At 65.5% G+C, this 14,105-nt stretch carries 13 protein-coding genes; 9 read left to right on the forward strand and 4 right to left on the reverse strand.

What is annotated here, in order from left to right:
* Positions 1–12 precede the first annotated feature (12 nt).
* From rarD to DN388_RS18565, 4 genes are all read right to left on the reverse strand, one after another.
* Complete coding sequence (rarD, locus tag DN388_RS18550) at positions 13–900, reverse strand: EamA family transporter RarD (RefSeq protein WP_054915981.1); 888 nt, start codon at positions 898–900, stop codon at positions 13–15.
* A 63-nt stretch (positions 901–963) separates the two neighbouring features.
* Positions 964–1,938, reverse strand: a complete 975-nt coding sequence (locus tag DN388_RS18555; RefSeq protein WP_255001552.1) for a serine/threonine protein kinase — start codon at positions 1,936–1,938, stop codon at positions 964–966.
* Between the two features lie 166 nt (positions 1,939–2,104).
* Positions 2,105–2,860: a TOBE domain-containing protein gene (locus DN388_RS18560; protein ID WP_255001553.1), complete on the reverse strand. Its 756-nt coding sequence runs from the start codon at positions 2,858–2,860 to the stop codon at positions 2,105–2,107.
* A 59-nt stretch (positions 2,861–2,919) separates the two neighbouring features.
* Complete coding sequence (locus DN388_RS18565; RefSeq protein WP_116052350.1) at positions 2,920–3,657, reverse strand: ComF family protein; 738 nt, start codon at positions 3,655–3,657, stop codon at positions 2,920–2,922.
* An 89-nt stretch (positions 3,658–3,746) separates the two neighbouring features.
* Here DN388_RS18565 and bioB point away from each other — a divergent pair, with 89 nt between their 5' ends.
* From bioB to DN388_RS18610, 9 genes are all read left to right on the forward strand, one after another.
* On the forward strand, positions 3,747–4,805 hold the full coding sequence (gene bioB, locus DN388_RS18570; RefSeq protein ID WP_043863678.1) for a biotin synthase BioB: 1,059 nt from the start codon (positions 3,747–3,749) through the stop codon (positions 4,803–4,805).
* Between the two features lie 7 nt (positions 4,806–4,812).
* Positions 4,813–5,985: an 8-amino-7-oxononanoate synthase gene (bioF, locus tag DN388_RS18575; protein WP_255001554.1), complete on the forward strand. Its 1,173-nt coding sequence runs from the start codon at positions 4,813–4,815 to the stop codon at positions 5,983–5,985.
* Positions 5,978–6,709 (forward strand): alpha/beta fold hydrolase, encoded by a 732-nt coding sequence (locus tag DN388_RS18580; protein ID WP_255001555.1) that lies wholly within the window; start codon positions 5,978–5,980, stop codon positions 6,707–6,709. The genes bioF and DN388_RS18580 overlap by 8 nt, the downstream gene beginning before the upstream one ends.
* Positions 6,702–7,526 (forward strand): malonyl-ACP O-methyltransferase BioC, encoded by an 825-nt coding sequence (bioC, locus tag DN388_RS18585; RefSeq protein WP_236177171.1) that lies wholly within the window; start codon positions 6,702–6,704, stop codon positions 7,524–7,526. Before DN388_RS18580 ends, bioC begins: the two co-directional genes overlap by 8 nt.
* 1 nt (position 7,527) lies before the next feature.
* Positions 7,528–8,208 carry a dethiobiotin synthase gene (gene bioD, locus DN388_RS18590; protein WP_043863682.1) on the forward strand — a complete coding sequence of 227 codons (681 nt, stop codon included), beginning with the start codon at positions 7,528–7,530 and terminating at the stop codon, positions 8,206–8,208.
* A gap of 119 nt (positions 8,209–8,327) precedes the next feature.
* A complete protein-coding gene (locus tag DN388_RS18595; RefSeq protein WP_043863683.1) occupies positions 8,328–8,624 on the forward strand; it encodes a hypothetical protein in 297 nt (98 codons plus the stop codon).
* A 268-nt stretch (positions 8,625–8,892) separates the two neighbouring features.
* Complete coding sequence (locus DN388_RS18600) at positions 8,893–10,698, forward strand: phenylacyl-CoA dehydrogenase (RefSeq protein ID WP_043863684.1); 1,806 nt, start codon at positions 8,893–8,895, stop codon at positions 10,696–10,698.
* Between the two features lie 198 nt (positions 10,699–10,896).
* Entirely contained in the window at positions 10,897–12,180 is a 1,284-nt protein-coding gene (locus tag DN388_RS18605; protein WP_043863685.1) for a GGDEF domain-containing protein, read from the forward strand.
* Between the two features lie 122 nt (positions 12,181–12,302).
* Positions 12,303–14,081 carry an acyl-CoA dehydrogenase C-terminal domain-containing protein gene (locus DN388_RS18610; protein WP_054915975.1) on the forward strand — a complete coding sequence of 593 codons (1,779 nt, stop codon included), beginning with the start codon at positions 12,303–12,305 and terminating at the stop codon, positions 14,079–14,081.
* Positions 14,082–14,105 lie beyond the last annotated feature (24 nt).

Raw genomic sequence — 14,105 nt, forward strand, 5'->3', positions numbered from 1 at the left:
GTGGCGTAGCGCTCAGGTGCGCCGGCGAATGCTCAGCCAGGCATCCACGCTGTACAGTGCCAGGCCGGCCCAGATGAACATGAATGCCACCAGGGTGCTGCTCGACAGGTGTTCGTCGAACAGCAGCACCGCCTGCAGCAGCACCAGGGTCGGCGCCAGGTACTGCAGAAAGCCCAGGGTGGTGTAAGGCAGATGCCGCGCGGCGGCGTTGAAGCACACCAGCGGTATCAGCGTGACGGGCCCGGCGGCGGCCAGCCACAGCGCGTCGCTGGTGCTGTAGAAGCTGGCCTGGGCGCTGTGGGCCATGGGGTTGAGCAGCAGCCAGCCGATGGCCAGCGGTACCAGCATCCAGGTTTCCACCACCAGCCCCGGCAACGCCGCCACTGGCGCCTGCTTGCGGATCAGCCCGTAGAAGCCGAAGCTCAGCGCCAGTACCAGCGACACCCATGGCAAGCTGCCCACCTGCCACACCTGCTGCGCCACACCCACTGCCGCCAGGCCTACCGCCACCCACTGCAGGCGGCGCAGACGCTCGCCCAGCAGCAACATGCCCAGCAGCACGTTGACCAGCGGGTTGATGTAGTAACCCAGGCTCGCCTCGAGCATGCGCCCGTTGTTCACCGACCATACATAGGTCAGCCAGTTGCCCGCGATCAGCGATCCGCTCAGGGCCAGGATTGCCAGGCGCCGCGGGTTGTCGCGCAGTTCGCGCCACCAGCCCGGGTGCTTCCAGAAAAGCAGCAGGATCGAGCCGAACAGGGCCGACCACAGCACCCGATGCACGATGATTTCCACGGCGGGCACGTTCTGCAGGGCTTTGAAATAGATGGGGAACAAGCCCCAGATGATGTAGGCGGTCAGGCCCAGTATGTACCCGCGGCGCGGGTTGGCGGCTTGCATGCTGATTCCTTGCTTAGGCAGCTATCTAAAACCCGGCTATTGTAGACAGACTGGCAGCAGGTTCTAGAACAATTTCAGCGGCTCTTCGGCCAGTGCGGCGGTCTGCTCACGCAGGGCCAGGACCTGGTCGCCCCAGTAGCGTTCGCTGCCAAACCACGGGAAGCTGCGCGGGAACGCCGGGTCGTCCCAGCGGCGCGCCAGCCAGGCGCTGTAGTGCAGCTGGCGCAGGGCGCGCAGCGGTTCGATCAGGGCCAGTTCGCGGGGGTCGAAATCGTGGAAGTCGTTGTAGCCATCCATCAGTTCGGCCAGCTGGCCCAGGCGCTCGTGACGATCGCCGGCGAGCATCATCCACAGGTCCTGCACGGCGGGGCCCATGCGGCAGTCGTCCAGGTCGACGATGTGGAACACCTCATCGCGGCACATCATGTTGCCGGGGTGGCAGTCGCCGTGCAGGCGGATGCTCTTGTATGGGGTGCGGGCGTAGGCGTCCTCCACGCGCTTGAGCAGGTCGCGGGCCACCGACTCGTAGGCCGGCAGCAGGCTGCGCGGCACGAAGTTGCCTTCGAGCAGGGTGGCGAGGGAGGCGTGACCGAAGTTGGCCACGCCCAGCGCTTCACGGTGTTCGAACGGGCGCGTGGCACCGACCGCGTGCAGGCGACCGAGCAACTGGCCGAGGCGGTACAGCTGGTCGAGGTTGCCCGGCTCCGGCGCGCGGCCGCCACGGCGCGGGAACAGTGTGAAGCGAAAGCCTGCATGCTCGAACAGGCTCTGGTCGTTGTGCACCAGCGGGGCGACCACGGGGACTTCGCAGTCGGCCAGTTCGGCGGTGAAGGCGTGCTCCTCGAGAATCGCCGCGTTGCTCCAGCGGCCGGGGCGATAGAACTTGGCGATCAGCGGTTCGGCGTCTTCGATGCCCACCTGGTAGACACGGTTCTCGTAGCTGTTGAGTGCCAGAACACGAGCGTCGCTGAGAAAGCCGATGCTTTCGACAGCGTCCAGGACCAGGTCGGGGGTAAGGGTATCGAAGGGGTGTGACATGGGAACTCCTGCAGCGCGACGGGTGGCCGGGCGTATGAGAGCCATGGTACAGCACCCCGGGGACGCTGCATGCCCCATCGCGGGTCAAGCCCGCTCCCACAAGGAAATCGCTGAACCTGTGGGAGCGGGCTTGACCCGCGATGGGCTGTGCTGCAGCCCCAATAATCTAGAGCGGCGTACCCAGCAGCACATACGCCGGCGAGAACCGCACTGCCACTTCACTGCCTACCGCCACCCGGTTGTCCAGCAGCCACTGCGGCTCGGCAAATGCGCACAGCGTCTGGCCGTTGCTCAGGCTCAGGCGCACCTCGGTAGTCCCTTGCGGGTCATCGATCAGTTCCTGTACCACGGCGCTCAACTGGTTGACCTGCGCCGGCCCGGGCATCGCCACCTCCAGCCAGCCGGCCTTGATCAGCGCCACCACCGGCGTGCCCGGTTCCAGCTCCAGGCGCAAGGTGCTGTCATGGGTGATCTGTGCCTCGATGCGCAGCCCCCCGGCCAGGGTCAGCTCCACGGTGTCGATGCGGCCCTGCGCGCGAATGGCGCTGACCCGCCCATGCAACTGATTGCGCGCACTGGTGCGCAGCATCAGGCGCCCGAGCAGGTCGAGATCGTCGGAGTCTTCGTCCGCTTCCAGCACCTGCGCCTGCAACAGTTGCAGCTTCTGGTACAGGCGCAACACCCGCTGCCCCTCCAGCGACAGTTTCGCCCCACCGCCGCCGCGCCCGCCCACGCTGCGTTCCACCAGCGGGCTGGCGGCCAGGTTGTTGAGCTCGTCGATGGCATCCCACGCGGCCTTGTAGCTGATGCCGGCGCTCTTGGCCGCCCGGGTGATCGACCCCTGCTCGGCGATGTGGGCAAGCAGGGCGATGCGTTGCGGGCGACGGACGATATGTTGGGTCAACAGGGCAGGCAGGGACATGGGTGGGCACGCAGTCGGGGCAGGGATGGCCCAGAAAGTGCCCGCCGCCCCGGCGCAAGTCAAGCGCCGCCGGGCTTGGGCGTGCGTGCCAGGCAGTATACGTCCACCCGCGTGGCACCCGCCGCCCGCAACAGGCTGGCCAATGCCTGCGCAGTGGCGCCGGTGGTGAGCACATCGTCGACGATCGCCACATGCTGCCCCCTGATCGCCGCCGAATCGGCCAGGGCAAAGGCGTGGCGCAGGTTGCGCTTGCGCGCCTTGGCCGTCAGCCCCTGCTGGGCCGCCGTTTCTTGCGGGCGTTGGAGCAGACGTGGCTCGCAGGCGATCTCCAACTGCCCGGCCAACCACTGGGCAAGCATCGCAGCCTGGTTGAAGCCGCGTTCGCGCAGGCGCCGGCGCGCCAGCGGTACCGGCAACAGCAGGCCGGGCCGCGGCAGGTCTTCGGCAAAGCGGTAGGCAAGCCAGTTGCCCAGCAGTTGCGCCAGCAATCGGCCCAGCGGCCACTGGCGCTGGTGCTTGAAGCGGGTGATCAGTGCATCCACCGGAAAGCCGTAGTGCCAGGGCGCCTCGACCCGGGTGAAGGCGGGTGGGCGGCGGCTGCACTGGCCGCAGGTCAGGCCATGCATCGGCAAGGGCAGCGCGCAGGTTCGACAGCATTCTTCCAGCCAGGGCAGTTCGGCCTCGCAGGCCACGCAAATGGGGTGTGACTGCTGGGCAGGTTCATCGCACAGCAAACACGTTTGGTTGATATTTAGCCAGTTGTAAACCAGTTGTTTAAGGTGTGGTTGACAGTGCATGGCGCTTCCTTAACTATGCGAGCTATCCGTGATGCGCTGGCGGGCTTTCCTGTCCCGGCGCCAGTACAAGCCTAAACAAGGAAACACCCATGAGCGCCAGCACAACTGCAACGCTTCGTCACGACTGGTCCCTGGCCGAAGTCAAAGCACTGTTCCAGCTACCGTTCAACGACCTGCTGTTTCAGGCGCAGACCGTTCACCGCGCGCATTTCGACGCCAACCGCGTTCAGGTCTCGACCTTGCTGTCGATCAAGACCGGCGCATGCCCGGAAGATTGCAAATATTGTCCGCAGTCCGGTCACTACAACACCGGCCTGGAAAAACAGAAGCTGATGGAGGTGCAGAAGGTGCTGGAGGAGGCCGCCCGGGCCAAGGCCATCGGCTCCACGCGCTTCTGCATGGGCGCGGCGTGGAAGCACCCGTCGGCCAAGGACATGCCCTACGTGCTGCAGATGGTCAAAGGGGTCAAGGCCCTGGGCCTGGAAACCTGCATGACCCTGGGCAAGCTCGACCAGGAGCAGACCGTGGCCCTGGCCCAGGCCGGCCTGGACTACTACAACCACAACCTGGACACCTCGCCGGAGTTCTACGGCAGCATCATCACCACCCGCACCTACGGCGAGCGCCTGCAGACCCTGGCCTATGTGCGCGATGCCGGGATGAAGATCTGTTCGGGGGGGATCCTGGGCATGGGCGAATCGCTGGACGACCGCGCCGGGCTGCTGATCCAGCTGGCCAACCTCCCGGAGCACCCCGAATCGGTGCCGATCAACATGCTGGTGAAGGTGGCGGGCACGCCGCTCGAGAATGCCGAAGACGTCGACCCGTTCGACTTCATCCGCATGCTGGCAGTGGCGCGCATCCTCATGCCGCAGTCCCATGTGCGCCTGTCGGCCGGGCGCGAGGCGATGAACGAACAGATGCAGGCACTGGCCTTCTTCGCCGGGGCCAACTCGATCTTCTACGGCGAGAAGCTGCTGACCACCGCCAACCCGCAGGCCGACAAGGACATGCAACTGTTCGCGCGCCTGGGCATTCAGCCTGAAGCGCGCGAAGAGCACGCCGACGAGGTGCACCAGGCGGCCATCGAGCAGGCGCTGATCGAGCAGAAGAGCAGCGAGCTGTTCTACGACGCCGCCTCCGCCTGAGGTCGCCATGAGCTTTGATCTGAGTGCGCGCCTGGAACAACGGCGCGCTGCGGCGCTGTATCGCCAGCGCCCCCTGCTGCAGAGCCCGCAGGGGCCGCAGGTGATGGTGGACGGCACGCCGTTGCTGGCGTTTTGCAGCAACGACTACCTGGGCCTGGCCAACCACCCCGAGGTGATCGACGCCTGGCGTGCCGGCGCTGAGCGTTGGGGCGTGGGCGGCGGGGCGTCGCACCTGGTGATCGGCCACAGCTCGCCGCACCATGAACTGGAACTGGCCCTGGCCGAGTTTACCGGTCGCCCGCGCGCTCTCCTGTTCACCACCGGCTACCTGGCCAACCTGGGTGCGTTGACCGCGCTGGTGGGGCAGGGCGACAGCGTGCTGCAGGATCGCCTCAACCATGCTTCGCTGCTGGATGGCGGGTTGCTCAGTGGTGCGCGCTTCAGCCGCTACCTGCACAACGATGCCGACAGCCTCGGCAAGCGCCTGGACAAGGCCACCGGCAATGCGCTGGTGGTCACCGATGGCGTGTTCAGCATGGATGGCGACATCGCCGACCTGCCGGCGCTGGCTGCCCAGACGCAGGCCAGGGGCGCCTGGCTGATGGTCGACGATGCCCATGGCTTCGGCACCCTGGGCCGCCACGGCGGTGGCGTGGTGGAGCATTTCGGCCTGGACATGGGGCAGGTACCGGTGCTGGTCGGCACCCTGGGCAAGGCCTTCGGTACCGCCGGTGCGTTCGTCGCCGGCAGTGAGGAACTGATCGAGTGCCTGATCCAGTTCGCCCGCCCGTACATCTATACCACCAGCCAGCCACCGGCCCTTGCCTGCGCCACGCTCAGGAGCCTGCAACTGCTGCGTGACGAGCACTGGCGCCGCGAGCACCTGGCGGCGCTGATCCGCCAGTTCCGTCAGGGCGCCGAGCAGATCGGCCTGCACCTGATGGACAGTTTCACGCCGATCCAGCCGATTCTGATCGGCGATGCCGCAAGGGCCATGCGGCTGTCGGCGATGTTGCGCGAACGCGGGCTGATGGTCACGGCGATCCGTCCACCGACGGTGCCGGCCGGCAGTGCCCGGCTGCGCGTGACCCTGACCGCCGCCCACAGCGCCGCGCAGGTACAGCTATTGTTGAATGCATTGGCCGAGTGTCATTCGCTGCTGGAGCCTGCTGATGCGTGATCGACTGATTCTGTTGCCGGGCTGGGGTCTGGGTACCGCTGCACTGGAGCCGCTGGCCGCGAGCTTGCGCGCCCTGGATGCCAAGCTGCATGTGGAGCTGGTGCCTCTGCCGGAGCTGGATGGCAGTGACGTGCCTGTATGGCTGGATCACCTGGACCGCACGTTGCCTACCGACACCTGGCTGGGAGGCTGGTCGCTGGGCGGCATGCTCGCCGCCGAGCTGGCGGCGCGACGCGGCGATCACTGCTGCGGGCTGGTGACGCTGGGCAGCAACGCCAGCTTCGTGGCCCGTGCGGACTGGCCCCATGGCATGCCGACCGACACCTTCAATACCTTTCTCGACGGTTGCCGTAGCCATACGCAAGTGACGCTCAAGCGCTTCAAGTCGCTGTGCAGCCAGGGCGCCCAGGCGCCGCGCAGGCTGGCGCGGTTGCTGGAGGTGGGGGTGCCGGCAACCGACCCGCTGTACCTGGCCACGGGCCTGGAGGTATTGCGGCAACTCGATACCCGGGCTGCGCTGAGCAACTTCGGCGGCCCGCAGTTGCACCTGTTCGCAGGCAGCGACGCGCTGGTGCCGGTCGAGGCGGCCAAGGCGCTGTTCGAACTGCTGCAGGACGTCGAGGTGGGCATTGTCGAGGACAGCGCCCACGCCTTCCTGCTGGAGCACGCCCAGGCGTTGGCGACCTTTATCAAGACCTTCCTGCACGAGAGTGGCGATGACTGATCTTTCCCTGCCCAGGCTGCCCGGCGCCTTGCCCGACAAGCGCCAGGTGGCGGCCTCGTTTTCCCGTGCTGCGGCCAGCTACGACAGTGTCGCCGCGTTGCAGCGGGCGGTGGGCGCTCATCTGCTGGCGCAGCTGCCCGCCGAGTTGCAACCGCGTTGCTGGATCGATCTGGGCAGTGGCACCGGGCATTTCAGCCGGCACTTGCAGCAACGTTATCCACAAGGGCTGGGTGTGGCGGTGGATATCGCCGAAGGCATGCTACTGCATGCCCGTGAGCTGGGGGGTGCGCATTACCATGTGGCGGGCGATGCCGAGCGTCTGCCGCTGCGTGATGGCAGCGCCGGGCTGATCTTCTCCAGCCTGGCGGTGCAGTGGTGCGCCGACCTGGCTGCGGTGCTGCGTGAAGCGCAGCGGGTTCTGCAGCCTGGGGGCGTGCTGGCGTTCGCCAGCCTGTGCGTGGGCACGCTATTCGAGCTGCGTGAAAGCTGGCAGGCGGTGGACGGGCTGGTGCACGTCAATCGCTTCCGCCCTCTGGCGCACTACCAGCGTCTGTGTGCCGACAGCGGGCTGCAGGTGCTCGGGCTGGAGGCCCGGCCCCATGTACTGCATTACCCCGATGTGCGCAGCCTGACCCATGAGCTCAAGGCGCTGGGCGCACACAACCTCAACCCCGGTCGCCCCGCCGGCCTGACCGGCAGGGCACGCATGCAGGGCCTGCTGCAGGCCTACGAGCGCTTTCGCCAGCCGCAGGGACTGCCCGCCACCTATCAGGTAGTCTATGCGGTACTGCACAAGCCGCAGCACCAGGGGGATTGAGATGCATGCTGCCTATTTCATCGCCGGCACCGATACCGATGTGGGCAAGACCACCATTGCCGCCGGCCTGCTGCATGCGGCACGTCTGGCCGGCCTGAGTACCCTTGGGGCCAAGCCGGTAGCGTCGGGCTGCGAGGTGACCCCCAAGGGCCTGCGCAACGCCGATGCACTGGCCCTGATCGCGCAAAGCAGCCTCACGCTGCCCTATGCGCAGCTCAACCCTTTTGCCTTCGAGCCCGCCATCGCCCCGCACCTGGCGGCCCGCGAGGCGGGTGTTGCGCTGAGCGTGCAGGCGTTGCTGGCGCCGATGCGCACGGTGCTGGCGCACAACGCCGATTTCACCCTGATCGAAGGGGCGGGTGGCTGGCGGGTGCCGTTGTCCGATCAGGCCAATCTGTCGGACCTGGCGATTGCGCTCAAGCTGCCGGTGATCCTGGTGGTAGGCGTGCGCCTGGGTTGCATCAACCATGCGCTGCTCAGTGCCGAGGCGATTGCCCGCGATGGCCTGCAACTGGCCGGCTGGGTGGCGAACATCATCGAGCCGCGCACCTCGCGCCTGGAGGAGAACCTGGCTTCGCTTGCCGAACGCCTGCCGGCCCCCTGCCTGGGCCGGGTGCCAAAACTCAAGGTGGCCAGCGCCGAGGCGGTGGCCGCATACCTGCAGCTGGATTTGCTCGACTAGGCTGAGTCTATTGAAGGGCACTGTGCCATTAGTGTTTTTGACGGGCCTTTTGCCGGGTTGTCTGCTTCAATAGGGGCCGTTGATGTCATCTGTGCCTTCCGTCACCTGGAGAGTTTGAAATGGAAATCTCGGGCAGTTCCGCATTCTATGCTGGCCTGGGCGCCATTCAGAGCGGCCAGAACCGCGTCGATCAGGCAGCCAGCCAGATCGCCAACACCACTGTCGAACGTGCTGCCACCAGCCAGTCCAGCGACTACCAGGCCGAACGCCTGCGCTCGGTCGACCGCAGCCAGCAGATGGACCTGGCCACCAGCACCGTCGAACTTGCCCTGGGCAAGCATCAGGTCGAGCTGGGTGTCAAAGTGGCCAAGGCCTCCGACGAAATGCTCGGCACGCTGATCGATACCTACGCCTGAGCCAGCCGGCGCTCGCATCTTCCCGGTTTTACCCCTACATCCTGACTCGACGCCCTGGCCCAAGGCCGGGCGCCTTGTCGTGCCTGCGTTCTGGCGAGCGGGGCCGGAGCGTAGCCTGCCATGGCAGAAATGCCCTCATGGGGGTGCTTGACAAGGTTTCGGCGTAAACGTATGTTTCAAACAACTGTTTGACCGAAAGCCGCCTAGAGCTGGTCGGTGTATGTCGCGGTCTCCCTATTCAAGGATCCATCAGCAGAGGTTCATCGCTATGCCTGATTACAAAGCCCCCTTGCGTGATATTCGTTTCGTTCGCGATGAACTGCTGGGCTACGAAGCGCACTATCAGAGCCTGCCGGCTTGCCAGGACGCCACCCCCGACATGGTCGATGCGATCCTCGAGGAAGGCGCCAAGTTTTGTGAACAGGTACTGGCCCCGCTGAACCGTGTGGGCGACCTGGAAGGCTGCACCTGGAGCGAGTCGGGCGTTAAGACCCCCACCGGCTTCAAGGAAGCCTACAAGCAGTTCGTCGAAGGCGGCTGGCCGAGCCTGGCCCATGACGTCGATCACGGCGGCCAGGGTCTGCCCGAGTCGCTGGGCCTGGCGGTCAGCGAAATGGTCGGCGAGTCGAACTGGTCGTGGGGCATGTACCCGGGCCTGTCGCACGGCGCGATGAACACCATCTCCGAGCACGGCACCGCCGAGCAGCAGAACACCTACCTGACCAAGCTGGTATCCGGCGAATGGACCGGCACCATGTGCCTGACCGAACCGCACTGCGGTACCGACCTGGGCATGCTGCGCACCAAGGCCGAACCTCAGGCCGACGGTTCCTACAAGGTCACCGGCACCAAGATCTTCATCTCGGCCGGTGAACACGACATGGCCGACAACATCGTGCACATCGTGCTGGCGCGCCTGCCCGATGCACCGGCCGGCACCAAAGGCATCTCGCTGTTCATCGTGCCCAAGTTCCTGCCGACCGCCGAAGGCGGTGTGGGCGAGCGCAACGCCGTTTCCTGTGGCTCCATCGAACACAAGATGGGCATCCACGGCAACGCCACCTGCGTGATGAACTTCGACGCCGCCACCGGCTACCTGATCGGCCCGGCCAACAAGGGCCTGAACTGCATGTTCACCTTCATGAACACCGCTCGCCTGGGTACCGCGCTGCAAGGCCTGGCCCACGCCGAAGTGGCGTTCCAGGGTGGCCTGAAGTATGCCCGCGACCGCCTGCAGATGCGTTCGCTGACCGGCCCCAAGGCGCCGGACAAGGCGGCTGACCCGATCATCGTCCACCCGGACGTGCGTCGCATGCTGCTGACCATGAAAGCCTTCGCCGAAGGCAACCGCGCGATGGTGTACTTCACCGCCAAGCAGGTCGACATCGTCAAGTACAGCCAGGACGAAGAAGAGAAGAAGAAGGCCGACGCACTGCTGGCCTTCATGACCCCGATCGCCAAGGCGTTCATGACCGAAGTCGGCTTCGAGTCGGCCAACCACGGCGTGCAGATCTACGGCGGCCACGGCTTCATCGCCGAGTGGGGCATGGAGCAGAACGTTCGCGACAGCCGCATCTCGATGCTGTACGAAGGCACCACCGGCATCCAGGCGCTGGACCTGCTGGGCCGCAAGGTGCTGATGACCCAGGGCGAGGCGCTCAAGGGCTTCACCAAGATCGTGCACAAGTTCGTCCAGAACAACGAAGGCAACGAGGCCATCAGCGAGTTTGTCGCGCCATTGGCCAAGTTGAACAAGGAGTGGGGCGAACTGACCATGAAGGTCGGCATGGCCGCGATGAAGGACCGCGAAGAAGTCGGTGCCGCCTCGGTGGACTACCTGATGTACTCCGGTTACGCCTGCCTGGCCTACTTCTGGGCCGACATGGCGCGCCTGGCCGCCGAGAAACTGGCTGCCGGCACCAGCGAAGAGGCGTTCTACACCGCCAAGCTGCAGACCGCGCGCTTCTACTTCCAGCGCATCCTGCCGCGGACCCGCACGCATGTGGAAACCATGCTGTCGGGCGCGAGCAACCTGATGGACATGAACGAAGAGCACTTCGGCCTCTCGTACTGAGTCATCGCCTGAAGCAAGAAAGCCCGCCCTTACCGGCGGGTTTTTTTATGCGCTAGTCAGAACCTGAAACGAATACGTGCTAAGCCCTGCTCCTACCCTGCCGTTACAAGTGCTGCCGGCATATTCATCTATTCATGTGCGCTGCCGACACATTAAAGGCACAATGCCATTACTTGATCTGCCGGGTCGGAGATTCCCTTGTTTCGTTTATCCGCTGTACGACTGAGCCATTTTCTGCCGTCACTGTTCCTGCTGGTGTCGGGGCTCGCCGCTGCTTATGTCAGAGACCTCAACGTCTTCTTCACCTCGCTGTTCAACGTGCTGCCAACCCTGGTGCTGCTGCTGGGCGGGGCCTACTGCACGGTCTACCGCCGTCAGCGTGAACTGTTCCTGATGGTCACGGTGTATATCGCCTACTTCCTGCTCGACACCCAGACCGACTACTACCGCGACAATGGCGTGGTACGCCAGGACGCCGCCGTGGTGTTCCACCTGGTGTGCCTGTTGCTGCCCATCCTGTTTGCGCTGTACGGCGCCTGGCAGGAGCGCACGCACCTGTTCCAGGACATGGTGGCGCGCTTTGCCGTGCTGCTGGCGGTCGGCAGCACGGCGCTGGGGCTGGAGCAGAGCTACCCGCAGGCGCTGCTCAACTGGCTCGCGGAAATCCGCTGGCCGGCGCTGCACGGTCAGTGGATGAGCCTGATCCAGCTGGCCTACCCGGTGTTTCTGCTCGCCTTCATCCTGCTGGTGGTGCAGTACCTGCGCGAACCGCGCCCGCTGCATGCGGCGCAGGTGATCGGTCTGATGGGGATCTTCTGGATGCTGCCGCAGACCTTCATCCTGCCCTTCACCCTGAACATCATGTGCAGCCAGGTGATGCTGATGATCGCCGCCGCGGTCTCCCACGAGGCCTACCAGATGGCGTTTCGCGACGAGCTCACCGGCCTGCCGGGGCGCCGCGCGCTCAACGAGCGCATGCAGCGTCTGGGGCGCAACTATGTGCTGGCGATGACCGACGTCGACCACTTCAAGAAATTCAACGATACCCACGGGCACGACGTGGGCGACCAGGTGCTGCGCCTGGTGGCCAGCAAACTGTCCAAGGTCACCGGCGGGGGCCGCGCCTACCGCTATGGCGGCGAGGAGTTCGCCCTGGTGTTCGCGGCCAAGACCATCGAGGAATGCCTGCCGCACCTGGAGGCGGTGCGCGAGGTGATCGCCAACTACAATATCCAGCTGCGCAACCAGGACAGCCGCCCCCAGGACGACCAGCAGGGGCGACAACGCCGTGGGGCGGCCGGGGCCAGCAGCGTGTCGGTGACCATCAGCATCGGTGCCGCCGAGCGCCTGCCCGAGCACCGCAGCCCCGATGAGGTGCTCAAGTCGGCCGACCAGGCGCTGTACAGTGCCAAGGGAGCGGGGCGTAACTGCACCATGACCTACGGCCACCAGAGCAAGCGTGGAGCGGTGCGCACGGCGTGACCAGAAGTGACTATATGGTCGCCAGATGACCCTATGTGTCACAAAAGTTGTTAGGTTACACTGGCTCGCAACTGTGTAGCGGCCCTGCGGGGCCGTCCCGACTCAAGGTGTGAGAGGTTGCCATGGCTGACTATAAAGCGCCCCTGCGCGATATGCGCTTCGTCCTCAACGAAGTCTTCGAAGTATCCCGGCTGTGGGCACAACTGCCCGGGCTGGCCGAGGCGGTCGACGAAGAAACCGCACTGGCGGTGCTCGAGGAAGCCGGCAAGGTCACCAGCCAGCGAATCGCTCCGCTGAGCCGCAGCGCCGACGAAGAGGGCTGCCATTGGGACAACGGCGCCGTGCGCACCCCGGCCGGCTTCATCGATGCCTACCGCACCTACGCCGATGGTGGCTGGGTGGGCGTGGGCGGCGACCCTGCCTATGGCGGCATGGGCATGCCCAAGGTGATCTCTGCCCAGGTCGAAGAAATGGTCAACTCCTCGAGCCTGGCCTTCGGCCTGTACCCGATGCTGACCGCCGGTGCCTGCCTGTCGATCAACGCCCATGCCAGCGAAGAGCTCAAGACGCGGTACCTGCCCAACATGTACGCCGGGGTCTGGGCCGGCTCCATGTGCCTGACCGAGCCCCACGCCGGCACCGACCTTGGCATCATCCGTACCCGCGCCGAGCCGCAGGCCGACGGCAGCTACAAGGTCACCGGCACCAAGATCTTCATCACCGGCGGCGAACACGACCTGACCGAGAACATCATCCACCTGGTGCTGGCCAAGCTGCCTGACGCCCCGGCCGGGCCCAAGGGCATCTCGCTGTTCCTGGTGCCCAAGTTCCTGGTCAACCCCGATGGCAGCCTGGGCGAGCGCAACCCGGCCACCTGTGGCTCCATCGAGCACAAGATGGGCATCCAGGCCTCGGCCACCTGCGTGATGAACTTCGACAGCGCCGTGGGCTACCTGGTCGGCGAGCCGAACAAGGGCCTGGCAGCGATGTTCACCATGATGAACTACGAGCGCCTGGGGGTCGGCATCCAGGGCCTGGCCTCGGCCGAGCGTTCCTACCAGAACGCCATCGAATACGCCCGCGACCGCCTGCAGAGCCGTGCACCTACCGGGCCCCAGGCCAAGGACAAGACTGCCGACCCGATCATCGTGCACCCCGACGTGCGGCGCATGCTGCTGACCATGAAGGCACTGAACGAAGGCGGCCGGGCTTTCTCCACCTATGTTGCGATGCAGCTCGATACCGCCAAGTTCAGTGAAGACCGCGAGGCCCGCAAGCGCGCCGAAGACCTGGTGGCGCTGCTGACGCCGGTGTCCAAGGCGTTTCTCACCGATCTGGGCCTGGAAGTGACCGTGCATGGCCAGCAGGTGTTCGGCGGCCATGGCTACATTCGCGAGTGGGGCCAGGAGCAACTGGTGCGCGACGTGCGCATCACCCAGATCTACGAAGGCACCAACGGCATCCAGGCCCTGGACCTGATGGGCCGCAAGGTGGTGGGTAGCGGCGGGGCGTTCTACAAACTGTTCGCCGACGAGATCCGCCATTTCATCGCCACCGCCGACACGGCGCTGGGCGAGTTCGTCAAACCGCTGGAGACGGCGCTGGACAGCCTCGACGACCTGACCGCCTGGGTGCTCGACCGCGCCAAGGCGAACCCCAACGAAATCGGCGCGGCTTCGGTGGAGTACCTGCACGCCTTTGGCTACACCGCCTATGCCTACATGTGGGCACTGATGGCCCGCACGGCCCTGGCCAAACAGGGTGAGGACGACTTCTACGCCAGCAAGCTGGGCACCGCGCGCTTCTACTTCGCCCGCCTGCTGCCGCGTATTCACTCGCTCAGCGCTTCGGTGAAGGCGGGCAGCGAGTCGTTGTACCTGCTCGACGCGGAACAGTTTTGATCTGACGGCGTCATGTAAGCATTT

Origin of the sequence: Pseudomonas sp. S12(2018) (assembly GCF_024355235.1) — a bacterium.
Classification (GTDB): domain Bacteria; phylum Pseudomonadota; class Gammaproteobacteria; order Pseudomonadales; family Pseudomonadaceae; genus Aquipseudomonas; species Aquipseudomonas palmensis.